Origin of the sequence: Aeromonas sp. SG16 (assembly GCF_024436135.1) — a bacterium.
Classification (GTDB): domain Bacteria; phylum Pseudomonadota; class Gammaproteobacteria; order Enterobacterales; family Aeromonadaceae; genus Aeromonas; species Aeromonas jandaei.
Map to the genome: position 1 here is coordinate 18,327 of NZ_JANFNW010000013.1, position 18,068 is coordinate 36,394.

At 60.8% G+C, this 18,068-nt stretch carries 18 protein-coding genes; 9 read left to right on the top strand and 9 right to left on the bottom strand.

Features of this window, described 5'->3' with window-relative positions; genetic code table 11:
- The first annotated feature begins 58 nt into the window (after positions 1 to 58).
- The 4 genes from NOM67_RS20530 (at position 59) to NOM67_RS20545 (ending at position 4,097) form a co-directional block, all read left to right on the top strand.
- Complete coding sequence (locus NOM67_RS20530) at positions 59 to 1,777, top strand: acetolactate synthase 3 large subunit (RefSeq protein WP_042031822.1); 1,719 nt, start codon at positions 59 to 61, stop codon at positions 1,775 to 1,777.
- Complete coding sequence (ilvN, locus tag NOM67_RS20535; protein ID WP_005311605.1) at positions 1,777 to 2,271, top strand: acetolactate synthase small subunit; 495 nt, start codon at positions 1,777 to 1,779, stop codon at positions 2,269 to 2,271. Before NOM67_RS20530 ends, ilvN begins: the two co-directional genes overlap by 1 nt.
- 104 nt (positions 2,272 to 2,375) lie before the next feature.
- Complete coding sequence (locus tag NOM67_RS20540) at positions 2,376 to 3,002, top strand: LysE family translocator (RefSeq protein WP_255939835.1); 627 nt, start codon at positions 2,376 to 2,378, stop codon at positions 3,000 to 3,002.
- Between the two features lie 135 nt (positions 3,003 to 3,137).
- Positions 3,138 to 4,097: a LysR substrate-binding domain-containing protein gene (locus NOM67_RS20545; RefSeq protein ID WP_274160122.1), complete on the top strand. Its 960-nt coding sequence runs from the start codon at positions 3,138 to 3,140 to the stop codon at positions 4,095 to 4,097.
- A 90-nt stretch (positions 4,098 to 4,187) separates the two neighbouring features.
- On the opposite strand, the gene NOM67_RS20550 is transcribed toward NOM67_RS20545, so the two are convergent.
- The 6 genes from NOM67_RS20550 to dusB form a co-directional block, all read right to left on the bottom strand.
- Positions 4,188 to 5,369: a M20 family metallopeptidase gene (locus NOM67_RS20550; protein WP_255939839.1), complete on the bottom strand. Its 1,182-nt coding sequence runs from the start codon at positions 5,367 to 5,369 to the stop codon at positions 4,188 to 4,190.
- Positions 5,369 to 5,818: a hypothetical protein gene (locus tag NOM67_RS20555; RefSeq protein WP_005349183.1), complete on the bottom strand. Its 450-nt coding sequence runs from the start codon at positions 5,816 to 5,818 to the stop codon at positions 5,369 to 5,371. Before NOM67_RS20555 ends, NOM67_RS20550 begins: the two co-directional genes overlap by 1 nt.
- Positions 5,815 to 6,633 (bottom strand): DUF3100 domain-containing protein, encoded by an 819-nt coding sequence (locus NOM67_RS20560; protein WP_104015728.1) that lies wholly within the window; start codon positions 6,631 to 6,633, stop codon positions 5,815 to 5,817. Before NOM67_RS20560 ends, NOM67_RS20555 begins: the two co-directional genes overlap by 4 nt.
- Positions 6,634 to 6,891: 258 nt before the next feature.
- On the bottom strand, positions 6,892 to 7,773 hold the full coding sequence (locus NOM67_RS20565) for a DMT family transporter (protein WP_255939843.1): 882 nt from the start codon (positions 7,771 to 7,773) through the stop codon (positions 6,892 to 6,894).
- A gap of 111 nt (positions 7,774 to 7,884) precedes the next feature.
- Positions 7,885 to 8,181, bottom strand: coding sequence for a DNA-binding transcriptional regulator Fis (gene fis, locus NOM67_RS20570; RefSeq protein WP_005309538.1), 297 nt, complete (start codon positions 8,179 to 8,181; stop codon positions 7,885 to 7,887).
- 25 nt (positions 8,182 to 8,206) lie between these two features.
- Positions 8,207 to 9,172, bottom strand: coding sequence for a tRNA dihydrouridine synthase DusB (dusB, locus tag NOM67_RS20575; RefSeq protein WP_033114933.1), 966 nt, complete (start codon positions 9,170 to 9,172; stop codon positions 8,207 to 8,209).
- A 290-nt stretch (positions 9,173 to 9,462) separates the two neighbouring features.
- Between dusB and NOM67_RS20580 the strand changes: the two genes are divergently transcribed.
- The 4 genes from NOM67_RS20580 to NOM67_RS20595 all read left to right on the top strand — a co-directional run bounded on the left by NOM67_RS20580 (position 9,463) and on the right by NOM67_RS20595 (position 14,306).
- Positions 9,463 to 10,878, top strand: coding sequence for a TolC family protein (locus NOM67_RS20580; protein ID WP_255939846.1), 1,416 nt, complete (start codon positions 9,463 to 9,465; stop codon positions 10,876 to 10,878).
- A 73-nt stretch (positions 10,879 to 10,951) separates the two neighbouring features.
- Positions 10,952 to 11,956 (top strand): HlyD family secretion protein, encoded by a 1,005-nt coding sequence (locus NOM67_RS20585; RefSeq protein WP_255939848.1) that lies wholly within the window; start codon positions 10,952 to 10,954, stop codon positions 11,954 to 11,956.
- Positions 11,956 to 13,110 (top strand): ABC transporter permease, encoded by a 1,155-nt coding sequence (locus tag NOM67_RS20590; protein WP_043851817.1) that lies wholly within the window; start codon positions 11,956 to 11,958, stop codon positions 13,108 to 13,110. The genes NOM67_RS20585 and NOM67_RS20590 overlap by 1 nt, the downstream gene beginning before the upstream one ends.
- On the top strand, positions 13,110 to 14,306 hold the full coding sequence (locus NOM67_RS20595; RefSeq protein ID WP_255939851.1) for an ABC transporter permease: 1,197 nt from the start codon (positions 13,110 to 13,112) through the stop codon (positions 14,304 to 14,306). Before NOM67_RS20590 ends, NOM67_RS20595 begins: the two co-directional genes overlap by 1 nt.
- Before the next feature lie 109 nt (positions 14,307 to 14,415).
- On the opposite strand, the gene NOM67_RS20600 is transcribed toward NOM67_RS20595, so the two are convergent.
- The 3 genes from NOM67_RS20600 to NOM67_RS20610 all read right to left on the bottom strand — a co-directional run bounded on the left by NOM67_RS20600 (position 14,416) and on the right by NOM67_RS20610 (position 16,799).
- A complete protein-coding gene (locus tag NOM67_RS20600) occupies positions 14,416 to 15,051 on the bottom strand; it encodes an SDR family oxidoreductase (RefSeq protein WP_156852487.1) in 636 nt (211 codons plus the stop codon).
- A gap of 135 nt (positions 15,052 to 15,186) precedes the next feature.
- Positions 15,187 to 16,041 (bottom strand): DnaA ATPase domain-containing protein, encoded by an 855-nt coding sequence (locus NOM67_RS20605; RefSeq protein WP_041210392.1) that lies wholly within the window; start codon positions 16,039 to 16,041, stop codon positions 15,187 to 15,189.
- Positions 16,042 to 16,109: 68 nt separating this feature from the next.
- Entirely contained in the window at positions 16,110 to 16,799 is a 690-nt protein-coding gene (locus NOM67_RS20610) for a DnaT-like ssDNA-binding domain-containing protein (RefSeq protein WP_255939877.1), read from the bottom strand.
- A gap of 239 nt (positions 16,800 to 17,038) precedes the next feature.
- Between NOM67_RS20610 and NOM67_RS20615 the strand changes: the two genes are divergently transcribed.
- A complete protein-coding gene (locus tag NOM67_RS20615; RefSeq protein WP_041210394.1) occupies positions 17,039 to 18,010 on the top strand; it encodes a response regulator in 972 nt (323 codons plus the stop codon).
- Positions 18,011 to 18,068 lie beyond the last annotated feature (58 nt).

Consider the following 18,068-nt stretch of genomic DNA (forward strand, 5'->3'; position numbering starts at 1 on the left):
GAAGCACGGCATCGTCGGCGGGATTCGCTAAACGGAGCAAAGCCTGGAGGGCTTTATCATGGAGATGTTATCAGGCGCCCAGATGGTGGTTAGAGCGCTGGAGGATCAGGGAGTTGAGCACGTCTTTGGCTACCCTGGTGGCTCGGTGCTCGACATCTATGACGCTCTCTTCGAAAACGGCAAGATGGAGCATGTCTTGGTGCGGCACGAGCAGGCCGCGGTGCACATGGCTGACGGTTACGCCCGTTCCACCGGCAAGGTGGGAACCGTGCTGGTTACTTCCGGCCCGGGAGCAACCAACTGCATTACCGGTATTGCCACCGCCTATATGGATTCCATTCCGCTGGTGATCCTCTCCGGCCAAGTGCCGACCAGCATGATCGGTGAGGATGCATTCCAGGAGACCGACATGATCGGTATCTCCCGTCCGGTGGTGAAGCACAGCTTCCTGTGCAAGAAAGCCAGCGACATTCCGGCCGCCATCAAGAAGGCCTATTACATTGCCGCCAGCGGCCGCCCGGGGCCGGTGGTGGTGGATCTGCCCAAAGATGTGCAGAATCCGAAAGAGAAATTCCCCTACGAATACCCCGAGACGGTCTCCCTGCGCTCCTACAACCCGACCAAGTCGGGCCACAAGGGCCAGATCAAGCGGGCCGCCAAACTGCTGGTGGATGCCCAGCGCCCGGTCATGTACGTGGGTGGCGGCGCCATCAACGCCAACGCGGATCATCTGGTGATCAAGCTGGCGGAGCTGCTGAACCTGCCGGTCACCACCACCCTGATGGGGTTGGGCGCCTTCCCGGGCACCCATCCGCAATCCATCGGCATGCTGGGGATGCACGGTACCTTCGAAGCCAACAAGACCATGCACAACTCGGATCTCATCTTCGCCGTGGGTGCCCGCTTCGATGACCGCGTCACCAACAACGTGGCCAAGTTCTGCCCCAATGCCACCGTGGTCCATATCGATATCGACCCCACCTCCATCTCCAAGACGGTGCAGGCCCATGTGCCCATCGTCGGCTCGGTGGAAACCGTGCTGGAGCAGATGCTGGAGGTGATCCGCGAGTGCGGGTTCGATAACGACAAGGAGGCGCTGGCGGACTGGTGGAGCCAGATCAACCAGTGGCGCTCCCGTCACTGCCTTGCCTACGAAAAGTCGGCCAGCCAGATCAAGCCGCAGCAGGTGATCGAGACCCTCTACAAGGTGACTCAGGGTGAGGCGTTCGTCGCCTCTGACGTGGGCCAGCACCAGATGTTTGCCGCGCTCTACTACCCGTTTGCTAAACCGCGCCAGTGGATCAACTCTGGTGGCCTCGGCACTATGGGATTCGGCATTCCGGCTGCCATGGGGGCCCAGTTTGCCAACCCGGATGCGGTGGTCTGCTGCGTCACCGGCGACGGCTCGGTGCAGATGAACATTCAGGAGCTCTCTACCTGCATGCAGTACGGGGTGCCCATCAAGATCATCTCCATCAACAACCGTGCGCTGGGCATGGTCAAGCAGTGGCAGAAGATGTTCTACGGCGGTCGTCACAGCCACTCCTACATGGAGTCCCTGCCGGACTTCGTCAAACTGGCGGAAGCCTACGGCCACGTCGGTATCGCGGTGAGCGATCCGGCCGAGCTGGAGAGCGCCATGGAGAAAGCCTTCGCCATGAAGGATCGGCTGGTGTTCATGGATATCTCGGTCGACCCGGATGAGCACGTCTATCCGATGCAGATCAAGTTTGGCGCCATGGATGAGATGTGGCTGAGCAAGACGGAGAGAACCTGATGAGACACATCATTTCAGTACTGCTGGAGAACGAATCCGGCGCCCTGAGCCGCGTGGTGGGTCTCTTCTCCCAGCGCGGCTATAACATCGAGACCCTGACGGTAGCGCCGACCGAGGATCCCACCCTGTCACGCATGACCATAGTCACTATGGGTGACGAGCGGGTGCTGGAGCAGATCCAGAAGCAGCTGCACAAGCTGGTGGATGTGCTCAAGGTGTGCGACCTGAGTGAAGGGGAGCATATCGAGCGGGAGATCGCGCTGGTCAAGGCGCGTGCCGCCGGTGGCGCTCGTGATGAGCTGAAACGGTTGGCGGATATCTTCCGTGGCCAGATCGTCGACGTCACCCCCGAGCAGTACACGGTACAGCTGGTGGGCACCAGCGAGAAGCTGGATGCCTTTATCAAGACTGCCGCCCAGACCAACGAGATCATCGAAGTGGTGCGCTCCGGTGTCTGCGGCATCTCGCGGGCGGACAAGGCGCTGCGGCCCTGATGGCTGGCGGGACAGCTGATGATGCGTCAGCTGCCGCAGAGTGAAAGGAAAGAGGGCTCTGCGGAGCCCTTTTTGTTTGGTTTTTCTTTACGAGGGGAGGGGTGATGTTCGGTATTCATGATCTTGCACTGTTTATGGTCTCGGGGTTGCTGCTCAATATCATGCCGGGGCCGGACTCCCTTCTGGTCATGTTGCGCAGCGGCTCGCAAGGGTGGCGTGCCGGTTCGGTCGCGACGTTGGGCATCGGCACAGGTGTCATGGTGCATGTGCTGGCGGCGGCCCTCGGTCTGTCGGCCCTGCTTAGCGCCTCGGCCGAGCTGTTTGCCCTCATCAAGCTGGCTGGCGCCATCTACCTCATCTATCTGGGGTTCTCCCTGCTGCGCCAGCAGGCTACGGGTGCAATGGAGAGAGGGGCCACCCTGCCAGCCCTCTCCTATGGTCAGATTTACCGGCAGGGGGTGCTGACCAATGTACTCAACCCCAAGGTGGCGCTCTTTTTCCTCGCCTTCGTGCCCCAGTTCATCGCACCGGATGCCTCCGACAAGGCGCTCCCCTTTATCCTGCTCGGTTGCATCTTCAACCTGGGCGGTATCATCTGGTGTCACCTGCTGGTCTTTACCACCGTCTATGCCAGCCACAAGGTACGGTTGTCACAGCGTCTCGGTCGCTGGCTCAACCGGGGCATCGGCACCCTGTTTGTCGGACTCGGGATCAAGCTCGCCAGTGACTAGCGCGCGGCTTTCTGACCTGAGGCAGATTATCGTGCGCCGCGCTGTGGTATGGTCGGCAGTCAGCTGCGGGGCCAGCCCCGCTCTCTCTTTTTCTGGTCAGCACCACTGGCCGCAGCAGCGAGATCCCTTGCCCAGATGAACATCGCCCGGCTCAAGAACTTTACCGAGATTGTGAAGAACAACTTCAACATCTCGGCGACGGCGGAGAAGCTTTACACCTCCCAGCCCACCCTCAGCAAGCAGATGAAAATGCTGGAAGATGAGCTGGGACTCGCCCTCTTTACCCGCAAGGGGAAAAATCTGGTCGGCTTGACCAGCGCAGGCGAGCAGGTGATGGAGTTGGCCAAGGGGGTAGTGGCGCAGGTGGAGCAGATCAACCAGTTGTCGCTCGGGGAGCAACTGGCCACCAGCGGGGTGCTGCGTATCGCCACCACCCACACCCAGGCTCGCTACAAGCTGCCAGCGGTGATTACCGAGTTCAGCCGTCGTTATCCCGATGTGGCGATCCAGCTCCATCAGGGGGCACCTGCCCAACTGGCCCAGATGGTGCAAAGCGGCGATGTGGATATGGCGATCGCCACCGAGTCCATGTATCTGTTCGACGAGCTGGCCGCCGTCCCCTGTTATCGTTGGGGGCGCAGCGTGGTGGTACCCCACGGTCATCCGCTGATCGACTGCCAGCCGCTGTCGATGGCCGATCTGGCTCGCTATCCCCTCATCACCTATGTGTTCGGCTTTACCGGCCGCTCCAAGATGGACAAGGCCTTCAGCCGCCACGGCCTCTCGCCGAAAACTGTGCTGACCGCCACCGACACCGATGTGATCAAGCACTACGTCCGGCTCGGGATGGGGGTCGGGGTGATTGCCAGCGTGGCCTTCGACGAGGGGGACAGGGAGGATCTGGTGAGCCTCAACATCGACCACCTGATCGCCTCGAGCGCCACCCATATCTGCCTGCGCAAGCATGCCCATCTGCGCGACTACATGTACGACTTTATCCACCTCTACGCCCCCCATATCAGCCGGGAAACGGTGCAACTGCACCTAATCAACCAGCCTCCCGCCGCCAATATGGTGGAGTTGCCGTGGCTCTAGCCGCGGGTTGTTTGTCGTACACAGAGCAAAAATACAGAGACAAAAAAAGAGAGGCCGTGGCCTCTCTTGTTGTTTTATCGGTATGCGGGATTAAGCGCTGCGGGTCGCCAGATTGATAAAGATCTGGGCTCCGACCAGCAGGCAGTCGTCATCGAGGTAGTAGGGATTTGCATGCAGGTAGTTGCAGATCCCCTTGGCCTGACAGCCGCTGCCGAGGAAGAACATGGCTCCCTTGCGGCCACGGCAGGCGTTGACCATGTAGCTGAAATCCTCGCTGCCGGTCATCGGCTGACCCTGAGCGTTGATCCCCTCGGAGGGCAATACGTCGGCGGCCGCTTGCAACAGACGAGCGCAGGCCTCGGCGTGGTTCTCAACCGCCGGATACCCGGCATAGACCATTTTGGTCTTGAAGCCGCGCAGTTCGCTCTGGGCCACGATCTCCTTGAAGCTGTGCTTCAGGATCTGGTCGGTCTCGGCATCCATGGCACGGATGGTGCCGCGCGCCTGCACATGGTCGGCGATGGCGTTGGGGATGGTGCCGCCGTTGATCATGCCGCAGCCAAACACCGCCGGGCTGAACGGACTGGTGCGCTTGGCGACGATGTAGTCCATGTCCTCGATGATCCGCACCGCTTCGCGGATGGCATCCAGCCCCTTGTGGGGGGTAGAGCCGTGGGCGGAGATACCGTGCACATCCAGCGTCCAGGCAGAGCCCCAGGAGGACATGACACCGAGGTTGAACTTGATGGTGCCGGTCTCCATGGCGCCGTCGTTATGGAGGGCATAGACCTCGTCCACCCCCTTCATGCAGCCCAGCTCCACCATCTTCTCGGCGCCCGGCACCCGCATATCCTCTTCCGCCATCTGGAAGATAAAGCGGACGTTGTACTGCAGGCGATCGCGGTTGGCGGCCAGAAACTTGGCCGCAGTCAGGGCGATCGCCATATGGGAGTCGTGACCGCAGTTGTGAGCCATCCCCTCGTGGGTCGACTTGAACGCAACGTCGCTCATGTCGTGCATCTCGAGGCCATCCATATCGGCACGGAAGGCGATGGTCGGCAGCACAGGGTCAACCACCAGATCGCCGTGGAAACCGGTGAAGCCCGGGTAGTCGGTGAGACGGTAGCCAAAGCCTGCCATCAGCTCGCGGCAGTAGGCCGAGGTCTTGAACTCGACGCCGGAGGCCTCCGGAATGGTGTGCAGGTGGTGGCGCACTTCGTGGCTGAAGTCGCGCAGGGCCAGCAGGGCCGGTTCAATGTGGATGTTGTTCATCAGATGATCCCTTGAATGGAGAAGCCGAGCTGGGCCACCAGCGAGGCGCCGAAGAAGCAGCAGGTGGAGACGATCATGAAGATCAGGATCACTTTCCAGGACATCTTCTTCAGCTCTTCCAGCTGACCGCCCACCGAGAGACCGGCGAAGGCCAGCAGCGGTACGCAGCAGGAGAGAAAGGAGATCTTGGCGACGGCGTCGATAAAGAGGCCGCGCACCGGGGTCTCCGGCAGGCAGATGAGAATGCCGATGATGGTGGCATAGGCAAATGCCGGCAGGGAGGAGGGCAGATAGCGCTTGGCAATCAGCGAAGCGAACACCACCAGTGACATGGCGACGAAGCTGTCACCCATCAGCCAGAGCGGAGTGCCGGTGGTCAGGGTCTGGGTAAACATGGCCAGCAGGATCGCCAGAAAGACGAACCGCATATCCATTACGATGCTTTTCATGCTTTCTCTCCTTTGGCAGTCAGGGCATAGATTTTTTCAGCGAGCGGCAGACCCAGATAGGTGAGAGAGAGGGCGCCGAGGGCAGACGAGAGCAGATTCGAGGCAGCCGCGATACTCAGCACCTGCTGAGCCAGTGCTTCGTCGAGACCGTTGATCAGGGCACCGGAGGCGGCACTCAGCATGGAGCCTGATCCCACGCCGGAACCGGCAGCCAGCGCCAGCGGGTGCAGGCCGGTGAGCGGGGCGATACTGCCCAGAACGCTGAACCAGAGGGTACCGATGACGGAGCCGCACAGGTAGATGGCCAGCACGCCGATGTACTCCTGGGAGCCGGTGCCGAACTTGCCCTGAATTACCGCAACGGACGGCTCACGGCTGATGGAGGAGCAGGCCCCGATGGCGCGACGGCCAAAGCCGAACTTCACCGCCAGCGGGATGGCGATCAGGATCGGCAGCAGATTGCCAATCTCCTGCAGGAACAGCGGCACGCCGACGCTCAGGATCATCTTCAGATTGGGGATGATCATCCCCGCATACTGGGTGCCCAGGATCAGCAGGCTGAAGCCCACCATCTTGCCGCAGAAGCCCTCTTCTTTTTCGGTGAAGAGCTGCTTCCAGCCGGGGATGCGTTCCTTGACCGGTTTGGCGGAGACAATCATGCCGATGATGACGGCAAAGAGCATCGGCAGGATCGGGATGATGGCGATGCCGATCTTGATCTCCTGTTTGCCTATCAGGTACTGGGCCACAAAGATCAGCATGGCGGTTGCCAATATGCTGACCGTGACCGTCTTGAGGGGGCTGGTTTGCTGCATAGTTTTTTCTCTTGTTATTCCCATGTGTGGCCATCGTCAGGATTGTCCAGACCGATGATGGGGGCATGATAGGGAGGGTCGCGGGGGAGGAATGTGACCTTCATCAAGCTGGCCATATGGCATTTTTTCATGGGGTATGCCCTTTAACCCTATGGATACCAAGGGTTAAATGCCGTTAACAGAACGTCAGCATTGGCAGGACAAGATAGGCAAACAGGAGGGAGATGGTGACACCGCCCCGCAGGGCGGTGACGCGTATCAGACGGGCGTGTTGAGCCGTGCACTGCGCAGCAGCAGGGGCAGTTGGTAAAGCACCAGGGCGCCGAGCACCAGTCCGGCTCCGGCCAGTTTGGCACCGCCGAGGGGTTCGCTATAGAAGAGGGTGCTCAGGATCAGGGTCCAGACCGGCTCCAGCAGCATCATCAGGGCTGCGTGAGCGGTAGTCATCTTGCTCAGTGCATGGGTGAGCAGCCAGTAGCGCAATGTGGTGGCGATCAAGACGCTCGCCGCAAACCAGCCCCAGATGCCGTGGCTGACTCCAGCCTCGGGCCACTGTTCGGTCAGCAGGGAGAGCAGGGTGCCGAGCAGACCGGTCATCGCCAGCTGGATGCAGGTGAGCCAGGTGGGGGCGATGGATTGGGCGAAGTGGCGATGGACGGCAAGCTGGATGCCGAGAGTGGTGGCAGCCGCCAGAAACCAGAACAGCGATAGCGATACGCCCCAGTGGGTGCTGCTGGAGAGCAGCAGCAAACCGGCGATGGCAATGGGCAGAGTGAGCCAGTAGTGGCGGCCGGGTTTGGCCCGAAAGGCGGCCCATGCAGCCAGCGGGGCCATCAGGGTGGCGACGCTCATGATAAAGGCGCCGCTGCCGAGCGCATCGCTCTGGCTGATGGCGGTGACCCACAGTAGCAGGCTGGCGCCGAGCAGGGTGCCACAACCGGCGGCGCGCACCATCTGGGCTCGGGTCGGCGGTGGCTCGCGCAACCAGGCCAGGGGGAGCAAAAGCAGGGCTGCCAGCAGAAAGCGGCTGCCGATAAAGGCGGCGGGCGGCAGTTCGCGGATCGCCTCTTTCGAGAAGAGCCAGCCGGCGGCGGCCAGCAGGGTGACCAGTACCATCAGCAGCAGGGGCGTGCGGTTCATAGCGCTTGTAGTGGGGAAGTGGGAAGGGGAGCATAAAGAAAGGCGCCGGGTATTGCTACCCGGCGCCTTTCATCTTTGCCCTGTTCCGCTTGCGCGGCATCAGGCCAGCAATCAGTTCATGCCGTAACGCTTGAGCTTCTTGCGCAGGGTACCACGGTTGATGCCCATCATCACGGCGGCGCGAGTCTGGTTACCGCGGGTGTACTGCATGATCACGTCCAGCATCGGCGCTTCGACTTCGGAAAGAACCATATCGTACAGATCAATCACTTCCTGACCGTTCAACTGGGCCAGGTAGTTACGCAGGGCCTGTTGCACAGAGTCACGCAGGGGGCGCTGGGTCGGCTCGGCAGCGTGATTGTGAGTAGTTGTTACCAATGCATCAGAAGTCAGGGTTTGTTCGAACATATTCGGTCGGCTCTTTAGTTATGCGTTAACCTAATCCATCGAAATACGCTTCGAGTGCCTCAAGTTGTGCGTCTGCACAATCCAGGGCATTGAAGTGCTTACGGAATTCTCGGCCCGTCTCTTCTTCATCCAGATACCAGCCCACGTGTTTACGGGCTATGCGCGCTCCCAGATATGCACCATAAAACTGGTGCAGGTTGGTTACATGCTCGTTCATCAGGGTGCGAACCTCTTCCCTTTCGGGAGGCGGCAGCTTGGTGCCCGTCTCAAGAAAATGACGGATTTCCCGGAAAATCCAGGGTCGTCCTTGCGCAGCTCGGCCGATCATCACGGCGTCGACGCCGGTATAGTCGAGGACATACCGGGCCTTTTCCGGGCTGTTGATGTCGCCATTGGCGACAACAGGAATCGATACGGCCTGCTTAATCGCCCTGATAGTGTCGTACTCCGCTTCGCCCTTGTAGAGGCAGGCACGGGTACGACCATGCACGGCGAGGGCCGCGATACCGCAATCTTCGGCGATTCGGGCGATCTCCACGCCATTGCGGTTATCCGGATCCCATCCTGTGCGGATCTTCAAGGTGACAGGCACCTCCACTGCATCCACCACGGCCCGGCAAATTGCTTTGACCTGATCGGGGTATCGCAGCAGGGCTGAACCTGCCAGCTTCTTATTCACTTTTTTTGCCGGACATCCCATGTTGATGTCGACGATCTGTGCGCCCTGCTCCACGTTGTAGCGGGCAGCAAACGCCATCATCTCGGGGTCGGCTCCGGCAATCTGGACCGATCGCAAACCGCCTTCTGCAGAGTGATCCATCCTCATCCGGGTTTTCTGGGTATCCCAGACATCCGGGTTGGCCAGCAGCATCTCGGAAACGGCCATGCCGGCCCCCAGTCGCAAACAAAGTTCACGGAATGGTCGGTCAGTTACACCGGCCATGGGAGCCACGATCAAGGGAGTTTCAAGCGTGTGGGGACCTATCTGCATTCCACGGTTACCATCGGCTTAGGGCGGCGTATATTACGCATTTTTTAGGCAGGAGAAAAGGTTAGTATTTGAGCGTCAGCCATTTTTTTCTGAAAAAAACGTCGCGCCAAGGCTTGCAAATTCTGGAGTTATTGAAAAACGGCCAGATTGACCCTCAGGGAGTGCTGTACCATTCGGGCCAGCCCCTTGCATAATTGTCTGTCCACTTGTCGGCCTCGTTTGCGTTATGATGGCGGGCTTATGCGAGCAAAAGCTCCAAACATTTTTGCAACAATGCGGATTGGGGATCTATGACGTCAAGGTTCATTACATCACTCTGGCCGTGTCTGCTGGGTGCCGTGCTGGGGTCGGCGCAGGCACAGACCATCAGTTTCAGCGAGGCCTGGACCCGGGTCATCCAGCAGGATGAGGGGCTGGCCGCCGAACAGGCAGGGGTTGATCGCGCCAAGCAGCTGCGCGAGGCTGCCAAATCCATGTATCTGCCCAAGGTAGATGTGGGCGCCAGCTATACCCACCTCGATCAGCCGATGGAACTCGATATGATGGATCTCAATCCCATCGCCAGCCATCCGGAGATGCTCAAGGCGCTGCAGCAGCTCCTGGGCGGCTTGCCGATCCCGCATCTCACCCCCAATGACTTCGTTACCCCGCTGACCAAGCAGAATGTCGTGACCAGCTCGGTCAAGATGCTCTGGCCACTCTTTACCGGCGGTCGCATCGATGCGGCGCAGGATATCCGTCAGGCGCAGGTGAGCGAGGCGCAACAGCTGCTGGTGCTCAAGGAGCAGTCCACTTTCGAGAGCCTCTCCCAGGCCTATTTCGGTGTGGTGCTGGCAGGTCAGGTGGTACAGACCAAGCAGGATATTGAGGACGGGCTGGCCCGCCATCTGGATCACGCCAGGAAGCTCGAAGCGCAGGGGCAAATTGCCAAGGTGGAGCGCCTCTCCGCCCAGTCGGCCTATGACCGCGCCCGTATCGATACCCAGAAGGCGCGCCGCAGTCTCGAGATCGCCGAACTGGCCCTTGGCCGCATGCTGAAGTTGCCAGATGCCCAGCCGGGCAGCGGCCTGTTCGTCAACAGTGAGCTGCCGCGCCTCGATGGGCTGGTGCAACAGACCCTGGAAGTTCACCCCGGCCTCAAATTGCTCAGTGCCAAGAAAGAGCAGGCCAAGGGGATGATCCGGGTCGAGCAGGGCAAATATGCCCCCGAGGTGTTCCTGTTCGGTAACTACAACCTCTATGAAGATGATTCGATAGCTTCCAAGACCGCGCCGGACTGGCTGGTGGGGGTGGGCGTCAGCATGCCGCTGGTGAGCCGCGATGGCCGCTCCGAGACGGTGCAGGCCGCCAAGAGTGCCGAGCTGCAGGTAAATCTGCTGCAGGCCAAGACCCGTGAGGATCTGAAGCTGCTGGTGGAAAAGACCTGGCGTGAAGCGGCGCAGGGGCTGGAGGAGTATCAATCCCTCTCTTCCACCCAGGCGCTGGCCGAGGAGAACGTGCTGCTGCGGGACAAGGCCTTCGGGCAGGGGCTCTCCACGTCACTCGATGTGGTGGATGCCCAGAACCAGCTGGCTGGGGTCAAGACCCAGCGCGCGGCGGCGGCTTATCAATATGTGGTGTCGCTGGCTCGCCTGCTGGCCCTCTCCGGCCAGATGAACAGTTTCAATCAATATCAGCGCGGTCAGGTGATCGAGGTGAACTCATGATCGCACTTCAGTCCGTGCCTTTTTCTATCTCTGTTTCGACCGCCAAGGGTCGCCCGTTTGTCGAGGTGAAGTGATGAGCCATCCCCCCATCAAAAAGAAGATGAGCCAGGGTAAACCGCTGTTGTTGCCGCTGGTGCTGGTGATCCTGGTGGTCTGGCTGGGCTGGCGCTTCTGGCTCGCCTATCAGCCGGAGCCGGTGCATCTGCAAGGGCAAATTGAAGCACAGCAGTATTCGGTCTCCTCCAAGGTGCCGGGGCGCATCGACGAAGTGTTGGTGAAAAAGGGTGATCAGCTGACCAGGGATCAGCTGGTCTTTACTCTGGCGAGCCCCGAGATTGAAGCCAAGCTGAGCCAGGCAAAGGCGGGTGAAGCGGCTGCGGGTGCGCTGGCGCAAGAGGCGGAGAAAGGAGCCCGAGCCCAGCAGATCGCTGCGGCCAAGGATCAGTGGCAAAAAGCCAAGGCCGCTGCAGCCCTGCGTGGCAAGACCTATGAGCGGGTGGCCAGCTTGCACCGCGACGGCGTGATGCCGCTGCAAAAACGCGATGAGGCCTGGACCGCCTGGCAAGCCGCCCGCTACAGCGAAGGGATGGCGTGGCAGCAGTACCAGATGGCGTTGGAAGGGGCGCGGGAAGAGACCAAGATCGCTGCTCGCGAGAAGGCCAAGATGGCGGCCGGTTCGGTGGCCGAGGTTGAGGCCTATCTGGCCGATACCCGTATCGTCAGCCCCCACTCCGGCGAGGTAAGTCAGGTGCTGCTGCGTAGCGGCGAGCTGGCGCCGCAGGGCTTCCCCGTAGTGACCCTGCTCGACATGAGCGATGCCTGGGCCCAGTTCCACGTGCGCGAGGATCTGCTGCCCCGCTTCCCGGTCGGTACCGAGTTCGATGCCCGCATCCCGGGCCTTGGCGATCAGATGGTGCGCTTCAAGGTGACCCATGTGGCCGTGATGGGTGATTTCGCCACCTGGCGTGCCACCGATACCCGTCAGGGCTTCGACATGAAGAGCTTCCAGGTGGAGGCTCGCCCGCTGCAACCGGTTGAGGGGCTGCGGGTTGGCATGAGTGTGCTGGTTGAACTCTGATGGGACGTGAATTTCGGCTGCTGTGGCAGGATCCGTTCAGTCGTGCCCTGATGAGCTGGGTGCCTCTGCTGTTGATGGGGATCCTCTGCTGGATCTTCTCGGCAGGGCTGGCCCGCGACCTCAAGGTGGGGCTGGTGGATCTCGACCACAGCATGCTCTCGCGCCAGCTCGCTTTCTCGCTGGATGGCTCGGCTGGGCTCAAGGTCGCGCAACAGTTTGACTCCATCGATGCAGGTGCCCACGCCCTGCGCGGTGGCGATATCTATGCGCTGGTGGTGATCCCCAACCATCTGGAGCGTGATGCCCGTCAGGGCACCCAGCCGCAGGTGACGGTGTTCAACAACGGCCAGTTCATCCTCATCGCCAAGCTGGTCAACTCTGCGCTGGCGCAGGTGGTAGGCACTCTTAACGGTCAGGTGGGCGTGCTGGAGGCGATGGCTGACGGCAAGGCGCTGCCCGGCGCACTCGGGCAGTCAGTGCCCATCAGCAGCCAGGTGACCGCGCTCTATAACCTCAACTCCAGCTATGCCCAGTTTCTGCTGAGCGCTATTCTGCCTGCGGTGTGGCAGATCCTGGTGGTGCTGTTCGGCCTCAATGCGTTGGCCCGTACCGATCGGCTGGGGCTGGACTGGACCACTCGCGGTGTCTGGTTTGGTCTCTGGCGCACCCTGCTGCCCCACGTGCTGATTGGCTGGGGCTGGGGGATTGTCTGGACGCTGCTGCTGTTCAAGGGCTTCTCCTACCCCATGCACGGTAGCTGGCTGGTATTGCTGGTGGGGCTGGGGCTCGCCTCGGCCGCCTGCGTCACCATGGGGGCTTTTTTCTACGGCATCATCCGGGATCCGGCCCGCGCTCTGTCGCTGGCGGGGGCTTACACTGCGCCCGGTTTTGCCTTTATGGGAGTCACCTTTCCGGTGAGTGCCATGGGGGATTTCGCCCGCTTCTGGCGCAGCCTGTTGCCGGTCTCTCACTATGTCGAGTTGCAGATTGGTCAGAGCAACTACGGTCTGCCGCTCGCATCGGCGCTGCCGCAACTGGGGGCCTTGCTGCTGTTCCTGCTCCCCTTGCTGCTGGTGGTGCGCCGTTACAAGCAGCAGGCCGAGCTGGCCCGTCAATCAGCCGCAGTGGCAGTCGCCGAAAAGGAGCCTGAGTGATGCTGGGATTTGTCGATCTGTTGCGCCTCGAGTTGCGCACCCTGCTGGCGGATCGCGCCATCATGCTGACCCTGTTTGGCGGGGTGTTCTTCTACTCCTTCCTCTACCCCCAACCCTATCTGCATCAGTTGCCGCGGGAAGAGGCGGTGGTGGTGGTCAACGAAGATGGCAGTCAGCTATCGCGCCAGCTGGAGTTTATGGCTGATGCCACGCCGCAGGTGAAGCTGGTGGCGCGGGCCAATTCACTGGATGAAGCGCGGCAGCTGATGATGGCCGGGCAGGCGAGCGGGATCCTGCATATCCCCAACCACTTCTATCGGGATCTGATGCTGGGCCAGAGCGTCACCCTGAGTTATGCCGGTGATGCCTCCTACTTTCTGGTCTACGGTACCATTGCCGAGGGGCTGGCGCAGGCCGGCGGCACTCTCGCCGCGCAGGTGAAGGTGGCGCGGCTGCTGAGCCACGGCGAGGCGCTGCCACAAGCGGCCATGGGCTGGAATGCGGTGGCCCTTAACGTGGTGCCGGTGTTCAACCCTACCATGGGCTATGTCAACTACGTGGTGCCGGCGGTGTTCGTGCTGATCCTGCATCAGGTGCTGCTGATGGGGGCGGGGATCCTGGGAGCGACCCAGAACCAGCGCAGCTGCCGCGGCGAGCATGGTTACTGGCAAAGCGCGCCTGTACTGCCGTTGCTGCTGGCCAGAACTCTGGTGCTGGCGGGGTTGTTCTTGCTGCCGGTGAGCTACTTCCTCGGCTTCTGCTTCGATCACTACAACATCGCTCGTCATGCAGATCCGGTGCAGCTTTGGCTGTTTGCCCTGCCGTTCCTGCTGGCGACCTGCTGGTTTGGCGTGGTGCTCGGCGCGATCTTTACCCGGCGTGATCTGCCCACTCAAGTGGTGCTCATCTCCTCCCTGCCGCTGGTCTTTCTGGCGGGCTTTATCTGGCCGCTCGAGCTGATCCCTGCCCCCCTCAACTGGCTGGCTCAGTGGGTGCCCACTATCCCCGCCATCAAGGGTTTTCTGCGCCTCAACCAGATGGGGGCCGACTTTGCGCAGGTTGCCCGCTACTGGTGGCACTTGTGGGGATTGGCGCTGCTCTACGGCGTGCTGGCCTGCCTGCTGCTGCGTTGGCGGCAGCAGTCGTTGCCGGTTGCTCGCCCGTCAGTCGTGCAGAGTGAAACGACCGCCGGTTAGCGGGATGGTGCAAGCGCCCGTGAGATAGCTTGTGCGGTATAGCGAAAGCGGTCAGCCCTTGGGCTGACCGTTTTGCTACGTGGTGGGTATGAGCAGTTTTACTGCTGCTTTAGCCGCGCTGGAGCGTGGGATCGCCGATGGCGTAGATTTGCCCCACCGCAGCAGTATCGGCCAACAGGCACAAGCCTTGGGCAGCCACATCGGCGCGGCGCACCAGTCCGTGAACCTCCTTGTCCTGACTGAGTTCGGCGCGGCCGGTGGCATCGCCATCCTGCAGGCCCGCCGGGCGCAGAATGGTCCACGCGAGGGAGCTGGTCTGCAGCCAGCTCTCCGCCAGACTCTTGAGACGCACCTCGTGGCCGAAGGCGGCGCGGGCCCGCTGCGGCAAATATGACCAGCTGTCGCCACAGCCGAGAGAGGTGACCAGCAGCAGCCGTTTCAGGCCTGCCTGCTCCATGGCATCGATCACATGACGGTTGCCCTGATAGTCCACCGGCACAACCTGACGGAAACTGCCGAGGGTAGAGACGACTTGGGCATCTTGCCCTGCAGCAATGCAGGCCTGCTGCACCGCTGCCGGATCCAGCGCATCCCCCTCGATCACCTCAACTCCCAGCGCCTCCAGTTCCGTAGCCATCTCGGGGCTGCGTACCAGCGCAACCACCCGGTGACCCTTGTTCAGGGCGTGGTGAGTAAAGGCGCGGCCCAGCCCGCGGCTGGCTCCGAAAATCAGTGTGGTTGGCATAGCTGAGCTCCCTTGGCAAAAGGGGCTAGCCTAGTGGCTTGTTTGTCCGCTGTAAATGAGAGTTGTTTCTATTTGTGAGTCGACAAGGATGAGAAAGTGCGAGCCGCCAGTGACTCGCACTCTTTTGAGAGGGGATCAGCCGTTGTAGTTGCCGATGCTGGGGCGACGGCTTGGACCGCTCAGGTGGATATCCACCGGATTGAACGCCTTGATAGCCTCATAGCTGAAATCACCGATCGCCTGATGCAGGGTCTGGGGCGTGTGGTTGGTGATGATGATGACGCTTTTTGACAGGTTGCGACGGCGGCGCAGCAGGTGGCCGAGGAAACTGGACTGGCTCTCCGCCATCTTGGCGCGGTTGGCCGATACCTCGTCGATGATCAGCAGATCCACCTCTTCCAGCGCGCGGCGGTACTGGTTGCGCTCGTCCTGATCGGGGATCACGTTGAAGAAGAGGCGATCGACGATGGAGGCCCACTGCTGGAAGATCACCGATTTCTGGTGACGCTCGATCAGCTCGTGCGCAACCGCCCCAGCCAGCGTTGACTTGCCGGTGCCGTAGTCGCCGTAGATGAGCATGCAGCCGCCACCGCTCTTCTCCCAGTGCTCGAAACCGCTGATAAAGTAACGGGCGGTCTCGATGGGATATTGCAGCGCCGGATCTGTAGCATCCATCTTGTCGAACACCCAGTCGGGGTTGAGGTCGGCCTGGGCGATCAGCTTCTGGATCCGCTCCTGACGGGCCGCCTTCTGCAGCTCGCGCACCTCGGCGTTGGCCTTGGCGTCGTACTCCTTGCGCAGGGTCTCGTAGTCATACTGGCCGCCGCCGGTCTCTTGCTGCAGGCGACGAATGCGCTCCAGCAGGCCACCCACATGGCGGCTCAATTCCGGATCGTGAACACGGTGGTCCTGCTTGGCCTTGGCGATCTTCTGGCGCTTGGCTTCGATCTCTTCCAGCTCCTGGCGCAGGGGATCTTGCGGGTCAGTCATGGAATGCTCCTTCTGCTTGATCAGGGATGGGACAGGGGTCTGATTCTGCCTGCAGCAGGCAGATGGTATCAATCATTATCCGGTGTCTGGGCAGGCATCTGCTGGCTCTCTGCCAGCCGCTTTGCCTCTTCAATCATCTGTTGGGCCCGTTTGCTGGGGCCCGACTCTGCCGGGGCCGGCGTCACCTGCTGATAGCCCTGCACCTCCATCGGCTTGCGACGGGTATAGCGGCGGGTCTTGAGGGCGCGAATAAACTTGAGCATCCATTGATGCTGGGAGTCGAACACCTCGGGGCGCCCCAGCCAGTAGGCGATAAATTCTCCCAGATCCTCTTCGCTATAGCTGGCATCGATCACCCCGCACAGACGGGCGAGGGCGGGCAGCTCTTCGTCCGGGCGCCATTGCAGATGCATCTGGAAGGGGCGTTCCGGCAGCGGGCTGCGCAATTTCTGGGTCAGTAGCGGCAACTGGAACGGACACTGATGGTAGTGCTCACTCTCGGGCTGAGCCTCGACCTGCAGCAGGCCCGCCTCCATCAGTTCATCGAACAGTTCGGTGAGCTGGCGGGCGTTGACCTGAAACGAGAAGCCGCAGGGATCGCCCGGGTCAACCACCGCCAGTGCGCGACCCAGCTCGGGATAGTTAATCCGGGCCAACTGATTTTCCAGCACCAGTCTGCGCAGCTGCAGGGTATAGAGACTGCGGGCCGGATGGGACAATCTGGGGTGGGCGAGGGCACTGTATTCGGCTGGAGTCATGGTCTTCTTTATACGCTTGTGTGGCGGCCATTATCCCCTATGGCAGGGGCTTGCACAATTCGCATGGAGGTAGCGACATTGTGGGGAGAGGTTGTGCTGCTATGTGGTTGTTAATAGAGCAATCTGTCGCTCAGAACCTGACCAAGGTCTATTTTTGACGCATCGTTTCCGCGGATACCTCACTTTTGAACTAGTCTTAATACCTAAATAACCAATTGACTAATAAGAGCTTTATCAAGATGTTAAGAGCCGGGCTACGGATCCTGGTGGTGGAGGACGAAGCCGTTTTTCGCCACTCGCTAGTGAGTTACCTCGCACGGGACGGGGCAACGGTATTTCAGGCCGAAGACGGGATTGAGGGTCTGTCAGCCGCAGCTCTCTACCATCCCGATGTGGTGCTCTGCGATCTCAACATGCCCAATATGGATGGTCACGAAGTGATCGCCTGCCTCTCTGCTCGCTACCCCGATATCCCGGTTATCGTCATCTCGGCCCAGAGCACTATGGAGGCAGTGGCTGGTGCCCTGCGCGCCGGTGCGCGCGATTACCTGCTCAAGCCGCTGGAAGATTACGCGCTGGTCGAGCGCAGCATAGAGCAGTGCCTCAAGAGTCAGGGGACACGCAGTCAGCAGCTGGAGCTGATGGATCATATGGAGTACTTCAGTGCCCACGATCGGGCCGCCAGCCGTTTGCTGGCCGGACTGAAACCGCCGGGATTGCAGGAGTGGGGCCCCTGGCAGATTACGTTCAAGGGGCTGGGCCAGCTCTTTATTCCCGACACCTTCAAGGTGGGGGACAAGTTACTGGTATTGGTGATGGAGTTGCCCATCATGGGGACGGATGCCGCCTTCTGCGGGGCGCTGGTGCGCTCGCTGATGAATGTCCCTTATCGCCAGTTCCAGCGTAAAGAGAGCCAGTTATTGAGTCAGCCACATCGGCTGCTCGACTACCTCAATCATCAGTTGATGGAGTCGGGGCTGCGCAGCTCTTTTGCCATGGCGGCACTGCTGTTTGATCAGGAGGATGGGCTGGTGTTTGCCAATGCAGGGCTCACCTCTCCCCACTGGCTGATGCGCTCGGGTGGCTTGCCCCTTGGCTTGATGCGCAGCAGCCACTATGCCCTGCACAAGCGCAGCTGGCACGAGCCCTTTGATCTGCAGTTTTGTAGCGATAGCGGCAGCGCCCTTCATGTTCAGGTGCGTTACCACTGACGGCCATGGTGCCACAGTTGAATATCGGTCAGATAAAAAGAGAGGGCGCCCATCGGCG